The 16,814-nt window shown below is 68.8% G+C and carries 16 protein-coding genes and 1 pseudogene; 5 read left to right on the top strand and 12 right to left on the bottom strand.

Annotation, left to right across the window (positions count from 1 at the left end; genetic code table 11):
* Positions 1-5: 5 nt before the first annotated feature.
* The 9 genes from ITP53_RS20080 to ITP53_RS20040 form a co-directional block, all read right to left on the bottom strand.
* Complete coding sequence (locus ITP53_RS20080; RefSeq protein ID WP_195896950.1) at positions 6-644, bottom strand: DUF6084 family protein; 639 nt, start codon at positions 642-644, stop codon at positions 6-8.
* Positions 644-862 carry a hypothetical protein gene (locus ITP53_RS20075; RefSeq protein WP_207756174.1) on the bottom strand — a complete coding sequence of 73 codons (219 nt, stop codon included), beginning with the start codon at positions 860-862 and terminating at the stop codon, positions 644-646. Before ITP53_RS20075 ends, ITP53_RS20080 begins: the two co-directional genes overlap by 1 nt.
* Positions 859-1,485: a DUF5947 family protein gene (locus ITP53_RS20070; RefSeq protein ID WP_195896949.1), complete on the bottom strand. Its 627-nt coding sequence runs from the start codon at positions 1,483-1,485 to the stop codon at positions 859-861. The genes ITP53_RS20075 and ITP53_RS20070 overlap by 4 nt, the downstream gene beginning before the upstream one ends.
* A complete protein-coding gene (locus ITP53_RS20065; protein ID WP_195896948.1) occupies positions 1,482-1,928 on the bottom strand; it encodes a NifU family protein in 447 nt (148 codons plus the stop codon). The genes ITP53_RS20070 and ITP53_RS20065 overlap by 4 nt, the downstream gene beginning before the upstream one ends.
* The gene (locus tag ITP53_RS20060; protein WP_328815140.1) at positions 1,925-3,730 is read right to left on the bottom strand and encodes a nickel-dependent hydrogenase large subunit; all 1,806 of its coding nucleotides are present in this window, start codon (positions 3,728-3,730) and stop codon (positions 1,925-1,927) included. Before ITP53_RS20060 ends, ITP53_RS20065 begins: the two co-directional genes overlap by 4 nt.
* Before the next feature lie 16 nt (positions 3,731-3,746).
* On the bottom strand, positions 3,747-4,793 hold the full coding sequence (locus ITP53_RS20055; protein WP_195896947.1) for an NADH-quinone oxidoreductase subunit B family protein: 1,047 nt from the start codon (positions 4,791-4,793) through the stop codon (positions 3,747-3,749).
* Between the two features lie 166 nt (positions 4,794-4,959).
* Complete coding sequence (gene hypF, locus ITP53_RS20050) at positions 4,960-7,248, bottom strand: carbamoyltransferase HypF (RefSeq protein WP_236051006.1); 2,289 nt, start codon at positions 7,246-7,248, stop codon at positions 4,960-4,962.
* Positions 7,249-7,543: 295 nt separating this feature from the next.
* Positions 7,544-7,840, bottom strand: a complete 297-nt coding sequence (locus ITP53_RS20045) for a TolB-like translocation protein (protein ID WP_195896945.1) — start codon at positions 7,838-7,840, stop codon at positions 7,544-7,546.
* Positions 7,841-8,650: 810 nt separating this feature from the next.
* Complete coding sequence (locus ITP53_RS20040) at positions 8,651-9,622, bottom strand: helix-turn-helix transcriptional regulator (protein WP_195896944.1); 972 nt, start codon at positions 9,620-9,622, stop codon at positions 8,651-8,653.
* Between the two features lie 61 nt (positions 9,623-9,683).
* Between ITP53_RS20040 and ITP53_RS20035 the strand changes: the two genes are divergently transcribed.
* The 3 genes from ITP53_RS20035 (at position 9,684) to ITP53_RS20025 (ending at position 12,698) form a co-directional block, all read left to right on the top strand.
* Entirely contained in the window at positions 9,684-11,165 is a 1,482-nt protein-coding gene (locus ITP53_RS20035; protein WP_195896943.1) for an MFS transporter, read from the top strand.
* 6 nt (positions 11,166-11,171) lie between these two features.
* Positions 11,172-11,447 (top strand): transposase, encoded by a 276-nt coding sequence (locus ITP53_RS20030; protein ID WP_195896942.1) that lies wholly within the window; start codon positions 11,172-11,174, stop codon positions 11,445-11,447.
* A 129-nt stretch (positions 11,448-11,576) separates the two neighbouring features.
* Positions 11,577-12,698, top strand: coding sequence for a cytochrome P450 (locus tag ITP53_RS20025; RefSeq protein WP_195896941.1), 1,122 nt, complete (start codon positions 11,577-11,579; stop codon positions 12,696-12,698).
* 282 nt (positions 12,699-12,980) lie between these two features.
* On the opposite strand, the gene ITP53_RS20020 is transcribed toward ITP53_RS20025, so the two are convergent.
* Both ITP53_RS20020 and ITP53_RS20015 read right to left on the bottom strand, forming a co-directional pair.
* Complete coding sequence (locus tag ITP53_RS20020) at positions 12,981-13,664, bottom strand: tetratricopeptide repeat protein (RefSeq protein ID WP_195896940.1); 684 nt, start codon at positions 13,662-13,664, stop codon at positions 12,981-12,983.
* 409 nt (positions 13,665-14,073) lie between these two features.
* The gene (locus ITP53_RS20015) at positions 14,074-15,228 is read right to left on the bottom strand and encodes an MFS transporter (protein ID WP_195896939.1); all 1,155 of its coding nucleotides are present in this window, start codon (positions 15,226-15,228) and stop codon (positions 14,074-14,076) included.
* 59 nt (positions 15,229-15,287) lie between these two features.
* Between ITP53_RS20015 and ITP53_RS20010 the strand changes: the two genes are divergently transcribed.
* On the top strand, positions 15,288-16,253 hold the full coding sequence (locus ITP53_RS20010) for an ArsR family transcriptional regulator (RefSeq protein WP_195896938.1): 966 nt from the start codon (positions 15,288-15,290) through the stop codon (positions 16,251-16,253).
* A gap of 13 nt (positions 16,254-16,266) precedes the next feature.
* Here the strand turns inward: ITP53_RS20010 and ITP53_RS20005 are convergent.
* A pseudogene (locus tag ITP53_RS20005) lies at positions 16,267-16,509 on the bottom strand (IS256 family transposase); the annotation flags it as partial.
* Here ITP53_RS20005 and ITP53_RS56115 point away from each other — a divergent pair.
* Positions 16,508-16,814: hypothetical protein (locus ITP53_RS56115; protein WP_207756173.1), on the top strand; the 307-nt coding region annotated here is incomplete at its 3' end. The pseudogene ITP53_RS20005 and the gene ITP53_RS56115 overlap by 2 nt on opposite strands.

Below are 16,814 nucleotides of genomic sequence, written 5' to 3'. Positions count from 1 at the left end.
TGGGTTCAGCCTCCGCTCGTCTCCAGCAGTGACCGCACCGCGTCGTCCCAGCCGGGCAGGGTGTGCCGCACTCTGTGCGCGTACAGGCGGTCGAAGGTGTCGCGCTCCAGCCGGATCCAGGCGGTGTCCGGGAAGTGGCGATCCATGAGGTCCTGCCACGCCGACACCGGCATGCGGAAGTCCGACTCGGTGTCCCAGGGCAGGTGTGCGGCCTGCAGGCGGCCGTCGTCCAGGTAGAAGATCGTGCCGGTGAACAGGAACCGCAGCGGCACCTCTCCGTCGGGCAGGCCGTGCAGGTATTTGGCCGCGGCCACGTCGAAGTCGTACGTGCACGCGACGATGATCTGCGTGGTCGTGCTGCCGGTGAAGGCGGGAACATGGGTGAGCGTCTGTGTCCACAGCAGGCTGGAGAGATTGCGTCCCCATGCTTCCGGCGGGCCGAACAGCTCCCTGAGCCGCTGCCGCGCGTGCTCGTCGTAGCCGCGGCCGGTGGCGTCGATGCGGACCTGCGTGGCCAGCGTGAGCGCGCGGATCGGCGCGTCCGCGTGCAGGTGGAGCAGGAACCGCAGGGCGGGCGCGACGGCGGGCGCGGCCGCCTCGACGCCGCGCACCTCGATCCGCACGGCCGGTGATGTCGCCGGCATCAGGCGGGCGACAGGTTGGGCATGTCGGGGTCGATCGGGTCATGCTTGCCGGGGTTGATGCCGGTCGAGCGCCTGGCCGTGGAGCTGCCGTCGGGAAGATGTCCCTTCTGCTTTTCGTAGTTGCCGCGCGAGTTGCCCTCCTTGACGCCCTTGACGTGGGAAGGGGCGTCGGGACGCACGTCGCGCCTGCCCGTCCTGATCGGTTCCTTCTTGCTCACGCTGAGCTCCTGTCGCTGTCAGTGGCCGGTACGGTGACGGACCGGTCGTCGAGGTCGGTGAAGAACTGGGCGATGTGCCGGCGTACGTCCGCGCCTCCTGTCAGGCCGCGCCACCGGGTACGGATGGCGCCGACGAGCGCGTAACAGTCGTCAACCGGCACGATCCAGGCACCGCGGTCACGGTCGGCCAGCAGGGCCTCGACGTCCGGCCGCAGCTGCAGGAGCGCCGGGTTGTCGCGCCGCAGGAGCGCCCATGCGCCCTGGTCGACGGGTGCCCGCACCGCTCCGGCCGGGCTCGGGTAGTGCAGGATCGGCAGCCCGGCGGCCGAGTCGTCGACCAGGAACACCGTGCGCACCGGCGCCCGCAGGCGTGCCCAGGTCTCCTCGTCCAGCCTGAACCCGCACAGCCGCCGGCGGCGTTCCGGCACCAGGCGGTAGTGCCCACCGCCGGCCGCCCCATGGTCGAACAGCACCTGGCAGGCGCGGCAGGCGCAGCGCAGCTCGCGTGCCGGTAGCTCCAGCAGGTGGCGGTGGACGGCGGGCAGCGGCTCGCCGCACAGCTCGCAGCGCTCTTCCCCGCGCTCACGTGCCCCCGAAGCGAGCCGGCGCAGCAGGCCGCTCATGGCGCCGTCGTGGCGGGGCGGACGGTCAGGCTCTCGACCGGGATCAGGGACGTGTCCGCGAACTCGATCTCGACCCGTTCGATCTCCGGGGCCGCGTCGAGCACCGACTGGCGCAGGGCCGACGTCGCCGCGGATGAGCCGCAACCGGTCGGCCGCACGCGCAGCCGTACCAGGTCGCCCTCGATCGCGAGCACCTCGGCCGAGCCGCCGGCGAGCGCCGTCCGCACCCGGGCGCGGATGTCCAGCGGGTGCAGATCGTGCAGCAGGAGCAGGGACGAGATCAGCTCGTCGGCGGCCAGCCGGGCCCCCTGCTCCTCGCCCACGATCGCCATGACCCTCGCCAGGCCGTCGCCGTACAGGTCGAGCAGCTCCTTGACGAGTTCGGTGGCGGCCGGTCCCGCCGTCTCGAGCAGGGCTTCGATCCTGCCGATGCGCTCGCTCATCCGGAGACGCTCGCGCCGAAGGTGGGCGAGTGGACCTGCTTGAGCACCTTGCCGCCGCCGAGGTACATGTGGACCCCGCAGGGCAGGCATGGGTCGAAGCTACGTACGGTGCGCATGATGTCGATGCCCTTGAACGAGTCCGGACCGTTCTCCTCGAAGATCGGCATCCCCTGAACCGCGTCCTCGTACGGCCCCGGCGTGCCGTGGACGTCGCGCGGGCTGGCGTTCCACGGCGTCGGCGGGTACGGATGGTAGTTGGCGATCTTGCCTTCGCGGATCACCAGGTGATGCGACAGCACTCCGCGCACCGCCTCGTGGAAGCCGCAGCCGATCGCCTCCTCCGGCACGTCGAAGTCGGTGAACACCTGCGTGCGGCCGGCTCGCACCTCGCCCAGCGCCTGCTCGGCGAAGTGGACCGCCATGGCCGCCGCGTACGCGACGAAGTAGGCGCGGGCCCGGTTGCGTTCGAGGGTGTTCGCCCACCGCGGGATCTTCCACTCCAGCCGCGTCTCAGGGAAAGCCATGCTCTTGGGCAGGTTGATCTCCACGCTGTGGCCGGTGGCGCGCACCGTGCCGGTGTCGACCAGACCGGCGAGCGCCGTCGTCCACAGCCGGGCCAGCGGGCCGCCGCCGGTGTCGAGCGCCAGGTGGTCGCCGGTGCGCGAGTCGTACCAGCGGGGGCTCATGACCCAGCTGTAGTTGCCGTTGTCCAGGTCGCGCTTCTGTGGCTTGGGCAGAGTCGTCTGGTTCCACGGATGACGCTGGTCCACCGGGTTGCCGAGCGGATCGTGGGTGACGAACCTCTCCTCGGCCTGCCAGTCGTCGTAGTACGAGCTGCCCAGCAGGATCCTGATGCCGAGGTTGATGTCCACCAGGTTCGTCGTCAGCAACTCGCCGTCCAGGACGATGCCGGGCGTGACGAACATCTGCCTGCCCCACTCGTTCATGGTGCGGTAGTCGTAGTCGACGACCGCGGGATCCTGGAAGGCGCCCCAGCAACCGAGCATCACCCGCCTGCGGCCGACCTCCTCATAGCCGGGCAGCGCCTCGTAGAAGAAGTCGAAGATGTCGTCGTTCATCGGGACGGCCTTCTTCACGAAGTCGAGCACCCTCAGCAGCCGCGCCAGGTAGTCGGTGAACACCTGGGGCGTCGCGACGGTGCCCACGCCTCCCGGATACAGCGTGGACGGATGCACGTGCCTGCCCTCCATCAGGCAGCACATCTCCCTGGTGATCCTGCTCACCTGCAGCGCTTCGCGGTACATGTCGCCGCTGAACGGATTGAACGCGCGCATGATGTCGGCGATCGTCCGGTAGCCGTGGACGCCGGCGTTGTGCGCCTGCGTCGTCTCGGCTCGGCGCAGCAGGCTGGGATTGGTCTCCTTGACCATCTGCTCGCAGTAGTCGACGAAGACCAGGTTGTCCTGGAAGAGCGTGTGGTCGAACATGTATTCGGCCGCTTCGCCAAGGTTGATGATCCACTCCGCCAAGGGCGGGGGCTTGACGCCGTACGCCATGTTCTGCGCGTAGATCGAGCAGACCGCGTGGTTGTCGCCGCAGATGCCGCAGATCCGGCTCGTGATGAAGTGGGCGTCGCGCGGGTCCTTGCCCTTCATGAAAACGCTGTAGCCGCGGAACAGCGACGAGGTGCTCTTACACTCGACGACCTCGCGGTTGTTGAAATCGATCTTGGTGTAGATGCCGAGGTTCCCGATGATCCTGGTGATCGGGTCCCACGACATCTCCACCAGCTCGCGGGATTCGCCCGTCTGCTGCTTGGACCCCGCTGTCCGGGTTGTCACCTCGCTGCTCTCCCTCTTAGCCGTTTCCCCAGCGCGGGTCGTACCCGCTTGTCAGCTTGCGGCGGTTGTGGCGCCACTTCGGCTCCTTGTTGGCCGAGCTGTTGGTGATCGCGCGTAGCCTGCGGATCAGAGAGCCGTACGCGCCGCTGACCGCGGCCGACACCGATCCGCCTGGGGGTTCGTCCATGAAGGGCATGAACTTGTCGGGGAAGCCGGGCATGGTGCAGGCGATGCAGATGCCGCCCACGTTGGGGCAGCCGCCGACGCCGTCCATCCAGCCGCGCTTGGTGACGTTGCAGTTGACCACCGGGCCCCAGCAACCGACACGCACCAGGCACTTGGGGGAGTTGTAGTCATGGGCGAAATCGCCCTGCTCGTAGTAGCCCGCACGGTCGCAACCCTCGTGTACGGTCTTGCCGAACAGCCAGGTGGGACGCAGCATCTCGTCGAGCGGAATGGTCGGGGCCATGCCCGCCGCCTGATACAGCAGCCAGGTCAGCGTCTCCATGAAGTTGTCCGGCTGGACAGGGCAGCCGGGCACGTTGACGATGGGCAGCCCTCCTGCGGAGCGGAAGTCGCGGCCCAGGTAGTCGGCCAGCCCCATGCAGCCGGTCGGGTTGCCGGCCATGGCATGGATGCCGCCGTACGCGGCGCAGGTGCCGATGGCCACCACGGCCCACGCCTTGGGCGCGAGCCGGTCGATCCACTCGTTGACCGTGATGGGCTCGCCGGTGACCGGATCGTTGCCCATGGACGTCCAGTAGCCGTCGCCGTTGATCTTCTCGTTCGGGATCGAGCCTTCGACCACGAAGATGAACGGCCCGAGCTCGTCGCGATCGGCCTGGTGGAAGGCGGCCATGAAGGCGTCGCCCACCTCCGTCGCCAGGACCTTGTTGTGCAGGTGCACCTTGGGCAGGCCCGGCACGAGCCCGAGCAGAACATCCTCAAGGCTCGGCAGCGTTCCGGCGGTGACGGAGACGGTGTCGCCGTCGCAGCTCATGCCCTCCGATGTCCACAGGATGTGCACCTCGTCCAGGGCGGTCGGTGTTCGCGTGGCTGTCATGGCCCAAGCCCCCTTCTTGGCCCGCGTAGAGGTTCAGGCCCGGTGCCTCTTGGTATCCGACCTAGAACTCTACGTAGCGGACATACCGCGCTGACGAAGGTTGCAAACCATGACTGTCTTGTACCTGCACGTACGATGACCAGCGCGAACGAGCACCACGCTCTCGTCAGGACAGGCCCGGCCGCACCACGGGGTGATCGCGGTCCCGGGCGGCGGCGACGGCGACCTGGCCCAGGCTGATGCCGCCGTCGTTGGCCGGCACGTTGACGTGGGTGAGCACCCGGAAACCCGCGCCGCTCAGCCGTTCCAGCGTGCGCTGAACCAGCAGCATGTTCTGGAAGACCCCGCCTGACAGCGCGACCGTGGTCAATCCGGTCGCGTCGCGCAGTGTCAGGCAGCAGCGCACGATGAGATCGCTCACGCCGTTGTGGAAGCGGGCGGAGATGACGGCCGGATCGGTGCCCGTGGCGAGATCCGCCACGGCGGCCCGCACCAGATCCGAGCCGGCCGCCACGATCATGCCGCCGTTCTGGGAGAGGGTCGTGGGGTAGCGGCCCCGTTCGGCGGGATCGGCGAGCTGTTCCAGCTCGATCGCGGCCTGCCCTTCGTAAGTGATCGTGTCTCGTACGCCGAGCAGCGCCGCCACGGCGTCGAAAAGGCGGCCGGCGCTCGACGTCAGCGGCGCGCCGATTCCCCCACGCACGGCCAGGGACGTCACGTCGTCCCACTGCGGCTGGTCGCGCCTGACCACGGCCGGCGCTTCGACGCCGGGAAGGCCGGCCAGGTAGGCGGCGGCCATCCGCCATGGCTGCCTGATCGCCGTGCTGCCACCCGGCATCGGCACGGGCGCCAGGTGGCCGGCTCGGTCGAACGAGCCCAGGTCGGCCAGCAGGAACTCACCACCCCACAAGGTCCCGTCGATGCCGTAGCCGAGCCCGTCGAACGCGACACCGATCACGCGGCCGTACTCTCCGTTGTCGGCGAGACAGGAGGCGATGTGCGCGTGGTGGTGCTGCACCGCGGTCAGTTCGACGTCCGGCAGGCCCATGGCGTGCTTGGTGGACAGGTACTCCGGATGCAGGTCGTACGCGACCACCTCCGGACGCACGTCGAAGAGGGCGGCGAAATGCTCGATCCCCTCGACATAAGACCGGAGCGTCTCGTAGTTCTCCAGATCGCCGATGTGCGGGGAGACGAACGCGTGGCGCCCCTTCGCCAGGCAGAACGTGTTCTTCAGCTCGGCACCGCAGCCGAGGATCTGCCTGGGCGCCTCCCAGGCGAGCGTGAGCGGGCTGGGGGCGTAGCCGCGCGAGCGCCGCAAGAGCATCCCTTTTCCCCGGAAGGGACGCACCACCGAGTCGTCGGCGCGAAGGTTGATGGGCCGGTCGTGCGTCAGGAACGCGTCCGCGATGCCGCCGAGCCTGTCGTAGGCGTCGCGGTCGTCGTACGCGATCGGCTCGTCCGAGCTGTTCCCGCTCGTCAGCACGATCGGGGCGGCCGTTTCCGCGAGCAGCAGGTGGTGCAACGGCGTATAGGGCAGCATCAGACCGAGACAGCGGTTGCCCGGTGCGACCGCGCCGGCCACCGCCGCCTCCGCGCGCCGAGGCGACAGCACGACCGGCCGTGCGCGGTCGGTCAGGAGTGCGGCCGTCACCTCGTCCACCTCGCACAGCCGCCGGGCCTCGTCCAGGTCGGCGACCATGACGGCGAACGGCTTGTCCGCGCGCCGTTTACGTCGCCGTAGCTCGGCGGCTGCGCGCTCGTCGGAGGCAAGCACCGAGAGGTGGTAGCCGCCGATCCCCTTCACCGCCAGCACTCCGCCCTCCCGCAGCACGGCGGCGGCGCCGGTAAGTGGGTCACCTGGCGCGCCTGCCAGGCTGAGGCCGGGGCCGCACGCCGGACAGCAGATGGGCTGGGCGTGAAAGCGCCGATCGGCCGGATCGTGGTACTCGGCCAGGCAGCCGGCGCACATCGCGAACCCCGCCATCGTGGTCAGCGGCCTGTCGTACGGCATCGCACGCACGATCGTCAGCCGGGGCCCGCAGTTGACGCAGTTGACGAATGGATAGCGGTAACGCCGGTCGGTGGGGTCGGCCAGTTCGGCCAAGCAGTCGGCACAAGTCGCGATATCGGGTGACACCAGCGTGCGAGACGAGCCGAGCCGGTCACTCGGCACGATCAGGAACCGGCCGCCCGCCCGCACCGTACGAGCGCTCGGCGTGACGGTCACCCGCTCGATCACGGCCAGCGGGGGCGCGTCGTGTTCCAGCAGCCGCAAGAACTCCCCGATCTGGCTCCGGCCACCCGCCAACTCGACGAAGACGCCATGGCCGTCGTTGCCGACCTGTCCCGCCAACCCGAGACGGCTCGCCAGCCCGTAGACGAACGGCCGGAACCCCACCCCCTGGACGACGCCCTCGACCTGAACCCGTACCCCTATCGGGTCAGTCTGCAAGAAGACCTCCTGGACAGCGTCGACGGGACGGTTGCGCCTACGGCTGCCGGCCGCGCGCGGCCGGCAATGACGTTCGCATCCCCATGCCATCCCTTCTAACGCGTGGATGGTCACGCTCTGTGATGGATGGGAATCTACCCGCGTTCGCACTCAACGGCCGAGACCACACCGGGCGATCCGGCAAATGACCAACGCCAGAAGGAGCCGCTCCAGGCTTTGGTTGCCTGGTGTCGATGTGGACTGATCTCTGTCACCCGGTGACGAACGCTCGCGGTGGCAAATCGACGGCAAACGATCAAAGGAACCGATGAGCTCCATCCCGCTGAGCGAGCATCGGTTCCGGCCGGGCCAGGATCTGAGCCGCCCCGCCCGTCACGGGAACGCGTTCGACGGTGTGCCCGGACGCGTGGATCAGCGCGCTGCCGTCGGGGGTGTGAGCCACCGACTCGATCGGGAGGGCGCCCGTGGCGTTCTTGATTATCCGGGACGCGGCGCCGTCCAGGTCGGCACCCAGGCGGGCGAGGTCGAGCAAGGCGATGGCCCGGCCACCCAGCACGTAGGCGAGCGAGCGGCCGTCCGGGGACCAGGACAAGCCGCTCACCATCGAGTGCGTCAACGTCTTCCAGTCTCGGCGTCGGCCGGTGGCGACGTCGAGCACGGAGATCTTGGCGCCGCCTCCGATCAGCGGCGTGGCGTAGGCCGGCCGGGTGCCGTCGGCGCTGAGGGCGGGGTCATTTCTTACCTCCGCTGCACCCGATACCTAACGGCGACTAACTCCGCCCGCCCCGGGCGTCGGCCATCAGGTGCGCCGCAGGGCCCGGCTGAGACCAGGCTGAGAATGCTGAGAGCCCTCACAGTGGGTCTCAGGTTCGCCTAAGCCCGTGCCGCGTATTCTGCGGAACGAGCACTTCGACCGGTCACGGCTGTCGAACGCCTTACGGGAGGAACATCACATGCGTTCACGTAGGCACCGTCCCCCGTTGATCATCTTAGCGATGATGACACTCGTCGCGCTTTTCTCCGCCTTACCGGCGGGCGCCAAGCCTGCCGCAGCCCAGCCAGCAGCCCGATACCAAGCTCCCGCCCACGCTGTGGCCGATCCCCGGACCAGCCCGCCCGCCGGAACGCTGGCGCGGCGTAGGACTGGGATCAGGTGTTGCCGCCGGCCCGTCCCGCGCAGCCCCCGCGCGTTGATCAGCTTCGCGGCGTTGTCCAGCTAGCCGACGTAATCGAGTTCGACGTCGTCGGCGGGGCGAGAGCCATCCGAGCCGGAAGCGCCAGGGCCGGCAGCGGTTGTGGCCGCACGCGGGACGTCGGGCGCCACCACCTGGCCGGTTCGTTCTCCGGCACCTGCTCCACCTATCCGTGCAGCAGTCCCCAGCCTCGACACATCCCAGTGAACTCACATAGCGCGCCTGAGTCCTTCGTCGATGCGGGTGCGCAAGGAGCGCAGCGCCTGCCTGAGCTCTGCCGGTTCGATGCCCGTGACGTCAGCGTCGAAAGTCAGGAGCAATCCTGCCAGCCCTGCCCATGACCATGCACCGAGCGTGAGTCGGCAGCTGGAGTCGGTGTCGTACTCGACCGTCGATCCGCCGGGGGCGAACCGGGCGACGACGGGCGCAGGTAGTGCGACGAGCGCCGACCCGCGGCATGGCCAGTCCGCCGGGGTGTCGCCGCGGTCGTGCGTGCTCATGACGAATGCGACCGGATCGCTGTGCGGGACGTCGCGGCGGTCGAAGGTTCTCCCCGTGGGCATGCGTGGTTCGAGGCGGTCGATTCGCATCGCGCGCCATCGGTCCGCGTCCGGTTCGAACGCGACGAGGTACCACCGTGCCGCCCACACGACGAGGTCGTGCGGTTCCAGCGTGAGAGTCGTCGGTTCGTCCTCGCCGGTGTAGTCCACGCGAACGATGTGCTGCCGGTTGATCGCGCCACCGATGACGCGGATGATCTCGGCGTCGATGGGCGCCGCGGGGAACTCCCAGTAGTTGCGCGCTGCGGAGACGGTGAACGCTTCGGCGTGGATACGGCTGCGGGCGGGCATCGCCTGCTGCAGCGTGGCGAGGGCGCGGGCCGAGTTCTCGCGGATGCCGGACAGGATCGTGGGGACGGTCTGGAGCGCGACGGCCGCCGCGACAGCCTGGTCCTCGTCGAAGACGACCGGCGCCAACCGGTTGGCGCGGCCGAGCCGGTAACCTCCGCCCGCCCCGCGCACGGCCTCGATCTCGTACCCGAGCTCTCTGAGCGTGTCGATGTCGCGTCGCACGGTCCGCACAGACGCCCCGAGCCTGGTGGCGAGCTCCTCGGCGGTCAGGGTCGCGCCGATCCCGAAGATCGACAGCAGCTTGAGCGTCCGCGCGGAGGTGGTAGCCATCGCTTATCCCCTCACATAAAGCGGTCACTCGATGGCAACTATACCTGTGATCGTGGCCAGCATGACCGTTTCACAGAGCCCTCAAGAGGGCACGCATGCACCCGCCGCTTCCTCGGCACTCATCTCCGGCGCGGGCGCGAGCGCGGCGCTCCTGGTGGTGCTCTTCGGCTCCTTCATGGACCTTCTCGACGCGACGATCGTCACCGTCGCGGCCCCGGCGATAGCCCAAGACCTGGGGGCCGGCGACGCCCAGATCCAGTGGACGATCGCCGCCTACGTCCTCGCCCTGGGTGCGGGCCTGATCACCGGCGGACGGCTCGGTGACCAGTACGGCCGCAAGCGCCTGTTCATGATCGGGCTGGCCGGGTTCATGCTCACCTCCGCACTCTGCGCGCTGGCAGCCGATCCGGGAATGCTCATCGGCATGCGCGCCGCGCAGGGACTGACCGCAGGGATCATGGTCCCGCAGGTGTTCGGGATCATCCGGGCATCGTTCGCTCCGGGCGAGCGTGCCAAGGCGTTCGGCGCCTACGGGGCGGTCCAGGGTCTCGCGTCGGTCGCCGGCCCGCTGCTGGGCGGGCTGCTCGTTGACGGCGACCTGTTCGACCTGGGATGGCGCACAATCTTCTGGATCAACGTGCCTGTCTCGATCCTGGCGCTCATCATCGGCGCGAAGGTTCTGCCGGAGTCCCGCTCCACCTCGACCGCGCGGCTGGACCTCCTGGGCGCGCTGCTCGCGGCCTCGGGCATCCTGCTCCTGCTACTGCCGATCATCCAGACCGAGACCGGGGGATGGACCTGGGCCAGTTACGCCCTCCTCGCCGCCGGAATCATCGTGCTGGCGATCTTCCTCGCCTACGAGCGCCGCCTCACCGGACGCGGGAACGAACCCGTCTTCGATCCGGCTCTGCTCCGAATCCGCGCCTTCGCGATCGGCCTGAGCGCGTCCGTGCTCTTCTTCGGCGGCATCGGGTCGTTCTTCCTCACCCTGTCGGTCTACCTCCAAAACGGCACCGACCGCACCGCGTGGGAGACCGGCCTGGTGATCCTGCCTTACGCACTCGGTTCGATCATCACCTCAGGGCTCGGCGTCGCTCTCGCCGCCAAGGCCGGGAGAGCCCTGCTGATCACCGGCTCGCTCACCATCGCGGCATCCCAGCTCGTCCTGTGGGCGATCATCAGGGACGGCAACGATCCCGGATACTGGCATCTTGCCCTCGCTCTTCTCATCGGCGGTCTCGGGCTCGGTCTTGCCGCCCCCATCCTCGTCAACGTCGTCCTCGCCGGCATTCCCGGACGCAACGCAGGCGCCGCGGGCGGCCTGCTCTCCACCGTCAACCAGATCGGCGGCGCCATCGGCATCGCCGTTCTCGGCACGGTCTTCTTCACCGCCGTCACCGGATCGACGACCGGCACACCGGGACTGGCCGACTACGGTCACGCGCTCAGCATCGCCCTCGTCGTCTCCGCGGTGCTCTACGTCGTGGCGGCACTCGTGATGCTCGCGCTCCCGAAGACCGCGGCCGAGCACGTCGACCAGTGAACCCGTGTGGGGGACCTCGCGGTCGACGTGTCGAACTGGTCGCGCCCGGACGCCGCCACCAGCCCGGACCGCTCGTTCTGCCATGTCTACGGTCGCAGCCGTGGGGCGGCGCAGATCGTGCCGGGCTGGAAGTACTCGTGGATCGCCGCCCCGGAGGCCGGCCCGGCGCCGTGGGCGCGATCGCGTTCGACCGGCAGTTGTCACCCGGCCACGTTCATGGGAGCACCCTGGCGCCAGCCGGTGAGTGGGACCGCCAGGCATCTCACCCAGGACCGGGATTGAAACGCGTTCTCGTCCGCTCGAGCAACAGATGTCCGGAACCGAGCCGGTGCCGCGCCGTTCCCTGGGTTGACCTTGACGCGACGTCAACGTTTTCACTGGATCCGAGAGAGATGAGGAGCCACAGTGACCATGACGACGCCCACCCTGCCGTTCGACCGACCCGACCCTCTGACGCCGCCGCCTGAGTACGCGCGGCTGCGCGCGAGCGCACCCGTCGCCCCGGTGCTCACGCCGGATGGGCGACGCGCGTGGCTGGTCACCTCGTACGAGACCGTCGCGGCGGTGTTGTCCGACCGCAGATTCGGGCTGGCGCCACCCGGCACCGACATGTCGGGGAATGACACCCTGTTCCAGGACGGCGAAGCCCACGCCCGGCTCCGGCGCCTGGTGTCGAAGGCCTTCAGCCCACGGAGCATCGCCGCCCTGCGGCCGCACGTCGAGCGGCTGGCCGGCGACTACGTCTCAACGCTCGCGGACCACGGGCCACCCGCCGACCTGGTGACGGACCTCGCCGCCCCCCTGTCGATCAGGGTGATCGGCGAGCTACTCGGTGTGCCGACAGGCGATCGCGCGCGGCTGCGCGGGCTCGCCGACGCCGCGAGCGCTACGGACTTCCTCTTCGCCGACGAGGAGGACCTGGCCACGGCCGCGCAAGCATGGAACGAGCTCGGCGCCTACGCCGGGGAACTGGTCGCGGCCAAGCGGGAGACACCCAGCGACGCCGAGCTGATCGCCATGACCACGACCATCGTCTCCGCCGGCTACCTGTCGGCCTCCAACGCGATCTCCACCGGCGCGATCCGGCTTCTGGCCGAAGGCCGGCTGCCCGCCCTTGCGACGTCCACGACCGAGCAGACAGACACGGCTGTCCAGGAGGTCCTGCGCCTGCAGGCGGGACGGACCGGCGAGCCCTTCCCCCGCTACGCCCAGGACGACCTGCAACTGGGTGGCGTGCCGATCGCCGCGGGCGACCTGGTCCTGGTCCGGCTGGAGGCCGCCCATCGCGACCCCGAGCACTTCGCCGACCCGGACCGATTCTGGCCCGAGCGGCGCGCCGGCACGCCTCTGGTGTTCGGGCACGGGATGCACTACTGCCTCGGCGCACCCCTGGCCCACATCGAGATCACCGCCGCCCTCCGCGCCCTGGCCAGGCGGTTGCCCGGGCTGCGACTGCAAGGACCGGTCGAGGACATCGAATGGACGACCAACGCAGTGGACATCGGGCCCAAGGCCGTCCACACCACCTGGTGAACCGTCCACAGGAGGATTCGGCGTCAACCCCTCCCCGACGAGGACACCCTATGACAGCCCGGACAACATCACGATCTCGCCGTACGACGAGGGCATCCAGCACCTGGTGGGCGTCACCGACCAGGTAGTCATGCGGGTGGTTCGCTGGATGAGTGCATCCGCGGCTCGCCCCGAGGGGTCTCAACCTGTGGTGATTATGTCGGCGAGGAACAGCAGCGTTTGTCGGCGACTTCCGTCCGGTGACCATGCACCTTGAGCTTGCGACATCGAAGCTTCAGCGGCTCAAGGTGCGCCCTGCTTGTAGGTCTCGCCGTGATCGGTGTCCGGCGCCATGATCTGCATACGCGCCTCCGCGACCTGCCGCATGATGCGGCGGGCCCCGCACTCCTCGGCGGTGGCATACGCCTCTGCGGCCAGCGCCACCGCGTCGTCCTGTCGGCCTTGCGCGGCGGCGATGTAGATCAGCCCTACCTGGTCGGCGGCGACACCGGCCAGCAGCCCGATCTCCCGGCGTAGCCGTACCGATGCCTCCAAATGCTCCCGGGCGGCGTCCAGCCGGCCTGCGGCATGGTCGGCGATCCCCAGGTGCCGGAGCGCTTCCGACTGGGTGTATCGGGCGCCTGCCGCCGTTGCCAGGTCGTACGACTGCTCAAGGAGAGGAATGGCGCGGTCGGGGTCGCTCCGTACGACCTGGTGGAAACAGCCCTCCCAGAACACCGAATCCGCCTCGCCCGCCGCATCACCCAGCGTCCGGTACAGGTGTGTCGCACGCTCGAACAGTGCCAGCTCACGCGGATCCTCGCGCCGGTCATCGAGGAACCGCGCGTGCAAGATCCGTCCCCGGGCCACAGCGAGATCGGCTTCGACCTTGTCCAACTCCCGCTCCGCCGCTGCCAGCTCACCGACATCGCCGACGAAGACAGCATGCTCATAGGACAGCTTGGCCTTCTCGATGCGTCCCTCCATGCCTGCCCCGCTCTTTTCGGTAATGCCCCTCGTATGCGGTCCATGAGACCGTACAGCGGCGATCTCAACAAGCTCTCAGATCCGTCCAACCTTCGATGGCACGAACTCAAGGTTCGGTGTCACAGGGCAACGACTTCGAACAGCACTGGGCGGTGCTACCCGCAAGTAATGTCGATGAGAATTGACAGCACCACCGTAAACCGAGGGGAAAATGCCGCCCGTCAGGGTCGCCAACAAGACCGGGCGAGGCAAGGGTGATCATCTTGTAAGTCCTTGGCCGCGAGGATTGTCTGTCGTGTACGCATGCCCGTCGCCTGCGGCCATCCAGAGACGACAACCCACTCGGCCGCGACTGCGCGGGAGCTTCTCTGCGAGCCGATACGGACTCGATGACTGCCAACACCAGCAGTTAAGGCCGCAATCCACCAGTGAGGGCCAGCGTGACCGCCACGGACAACGCCGCCATCACCGCCATGGCGGTCGTCGCCGATGCGACCTGCGCGACCGCCCCCGCAAGTGCGGCGCCAACGCCCTGCATGGTGAGCATGCCCGAGGAGTGCAGCCCAAGGGCGTGCCCGCTCAGTTCCTCCGGCGTCAGTGCCATCAGACGCTCCTGCAGCGACAGGCTCGCCGCATACCCTACTGACGCCGCCGCTACGGCTACCGCCGCCACCGTGATCCCCGGCTGTAGCGCGAAGACCAAATACGGTACGGCCAGCAGGAGACGTAGCGGGGCCCCGAGGCGTGCCCGCCACTTGGAGGGGATGAACCGGCCTGCCAGTATGTCACCCGCCAGCATGCCCGCCGCCGCGACGGCGAACAGTAGGCCGGCGTGCTCCGGCGCGTAGGGGACGAAGAGCGACTCGCAGCCGACGATCAACCCGTTGGGCACCCACAGCGCGAGATACACGTAACGGCGGGGCACGGACGACCACAACTGCACGTTCGTCCGCCACGTCGCGGCAACCGACGGCCGCCCTGTGCCCCGCGGCGGCCTATCACTAAGACCCCACCGGGTGATGACCGCCTCGGCCAGGTACAGCACGGCGCTGACGAGTAGGGCCCCGCGCGACGACAGCGCGGCGACCAGCACGCCCCCCGCCGCGAACCCGCAGATCTGCAGGACTCCCATGGTCATGTTCATCGTCGACCTGCCCAGCAGATACCCCTCACGCGGCAGGATCTCGTTGAGCAGCCCCCACCGCACCCCGCCGTTCAGCGAGGAGACCAACCCGAGCACCAGCACGATCGCGAATACCCCCAACACCGGCAGTCCCGGAACGGCCAGCACGGCGGTACCCAGGCCGAAGACCACGGCGATACCGCTCAGCGTGGCGCGCGGTGACAGCCGATCGGCGGCCGACAGAAGCGCCACCGCCCCGATCACCTGCGCCAGGGAGGGGCCGAACATACTCAGCGCGGCCAGCAGCGGCGACCGCGTCGCCCCATATACAAGTACGCCCAGCGCCAGTCCGCTTACCGTTGAGGCCGCCGCGTGCGCAGATGTCGCTGCGAAGAGGGGCGTGAACTCGGGGGTGCGCAGAAGCTGTCCATAGGTCCGCATGCCGAGAGCCTGAGGGCCTCACGCGCCCGGGCGTTAAAGTTTCGCCGGGAGGCGAAACGATGGGGTGGTGGCAGCTCAATGCCGACACGCTGGCGGGCAGCAGGTTCGTGGTGTCGCCGCTGGCCGAGGCCACCGCGAGCCTGTGTACCCTGGCGGCCGGGACGGCCACGCACCCGGCGGGCAAGGTGTGGCTCGCCGCTCACTTGCCGGCCTACCGCGAGCGACTCGATGCCGTCACTGCGCTGCTGGTGCAGGCTGCGCTGGGACAAGAATGGATCGCCGACTTCTGCGTCCCTCCACCCACTGAGGAGCGGCGCACCTTCGCGGAGGAACTGGAGATCATTCGTCGGACGCCATCCGACGTCGCCCGCGCGGACGTGGCCGTGTCCATGCGCGGCTCACTTCCCACCGAGCTCGATCGCCCCGATCTGCCCGAACGTATCGCCGACCTGCTGGAGTGGGTATGGACGCAGGCCGTACTGCCCGACTGGCCGCGTCGCCGCCGCATCATCGAGGCCGACATCGTCTCCCGTACGGCCCAGCTCAGCCATGGCGGCTGGGCCGTGGCACTGCAGGACCTGCGCCCCGGGATGGGCTGGCTCGGAGACGGCCGGCTGCAGATCAACGCCTACAACCGTCCACCACGGACAATCAGCTCCGGCGCGCGTCTGCTGTTCGTCCCTGTCACTCACGGCCACGCCTGGGTCGCCTGGGACGAGCCTCACACGTACGCCGTGATCTACCCGTGTTCGGGTGTGCTCGCCGAACCGGGCTGGGAGCCGGTGCCCGAAGCGCTGGGCCGGCTGCTCGGCCCCACTCGTGCCGCAGTCCTCGTCCTTCTCGCCACCCCGAAGAGCACCACCCAGCTCGTGGCGCTGACCGGGCAGGGCCTGGGGTCGGTGGGCCGGCACCTGAAAGTGCTCCTCGACGCCCGCCTCGTGCGCCGCCGCCGGGCCGGGCGATCGGTGCTGTACTACCGCACGGACGCCGGGGACGTTCTCGTCCTGGCCCAGGGCCAAAAGTAAAGGCAGCGTTCCGTATCGCGCCGGCCGCGGTGAGAATCTCGCGCGCCGCGTGGTAGCCATTACGCACCACCAGGCGGCGACCGAACTTGTCACGCTCGTCGGCGAAGGCGGCGATGTAGGCATCCACCTCGGCCTGCAACACGGCTGCCAGCATCTTACGGGCACCCTCGCGGACGATCTGATCGATCAGCGACGACGACTCGGACGTCGAGTTGCCGTCGTCAGCGGGCAGCTCGGGCACTACGGTAAGCGGCATGGGTGTGCCCGGCCAACCGACGCTGCAACGTCGGCCTTATCTCGAAACCATCCTGGACTGCCTGATCAACGTCGACGCCGGGCCGAAACCCGAGCTGGTCACGACGAACCGGCTGGCCCGCAAGATCTGCCACGGCAACGGCGGGAAGATCCGTCAGGCCTACCGCGAAGGACAAGAAGACCCGTTGACCGAAATACCGCAGGGTTCCCCCTGGTCAACGAGTAGGTCGACGGACAGTGACCATGGGCTCCTGTCGAGGTTCTGTCGGGCTTCTCCGCGGGGGTCGGGGTTCTGCTGTCATCTCG

Origin of the sequence: Nonomuraea cypriaca (assembly GCF_015645445.1) — a bacterium.
Classification (GTDB): domain Bacteria; phylum Actinomycetota; class Actinomycetes; order Streptosporangiales; family Streptosporangiaceae; genus Nonomuraea; species Nonomuraea cypriaca.
The sequence above is the reverse complement of the archived record's forward strand: the minus strand, read 5'-3'. Positions and strand labels throughout refer to the sequence as shown.

What these genes read in the sequence shown, in the direction of transcription:
- ITP53_RS20080 (WP_195896950.1), bottom strand. Translation starts at nt 644, where the DNA reads ATGCCGGCGACATCACCGGCCGTGCGGATCGAGGTGCGCGGCGTCGAG.
- ITP53_RS20070 (WP_195896949.1), bottom strand. Translation starts at nt 1,485, where the DNA reads ATGAGCGGCCTGCTGCGCCGGCTCGCTTCGGGGGCACGTGAGCGCGGG.
- ITP53_RS20065 (WP_195896948.1), bottom strand. Translation starts at nt 1,928, where the DNA reads ATGAGCGAGCGCATCGGCAGGATCGAAGCCCTGCTCGAGACGGCGGGA.
- ITP53_RS20055 (WP_195896947.1), bottom strand. Translation starts at nt 4,793, where the DNA reads ATGACAGCCACGCGAACACCGACCGCCCTGGACGAGGTGCACATCCTG.
- ITP53_RS20040 (WP_195896944.1), bottom strand. Translation starts at nt 9,622, where the DNA reads ATGGCTACCACCTCCGCGCGGACGCTCAAGCTGCTGTCGATCTTCGGG.
- ITP53_RS20035 (WP_195896943.1), top strand. Translation starts at nt 9,684, where the DNA reads ATGACCGTTTCACAGAGCCCTCAAGAGGGCACGCATGCACCCGCCGCT.
- ITP53_RS20025 (WP_195896941.1), top strand. Translation starts at nt 11,577, where the DNA reads ATGACGACGCCCACCCTGCCGTTCGACCGACCCGACCCTCTGACGCCG.
- ITP53_RS20020 (WP_195896940.1), bottom strand. Translation starts at nt 13,664, where the DNA reads ATGGAGGGACGCATCGAGAAGGCCAAGCTGTCCTATGAGCATGCTGTC.
- ITP53_RS20015 (WP_195896939.1), bottom strand. Translation starts at nt 15,228, where the DNA reads ATGCGGACCTATGGACAGCTTCTGCGCACCCCCGAGTTCACGCCCCTC.
- ITP53_RS20010 (WP_195896938.1), top strand. Translation starts at nt 15,288, where the DNA reads ATGGGGTGGTGGCAGCTCAATGCCGACACGCTGGCGGGCAGCAGGTTC.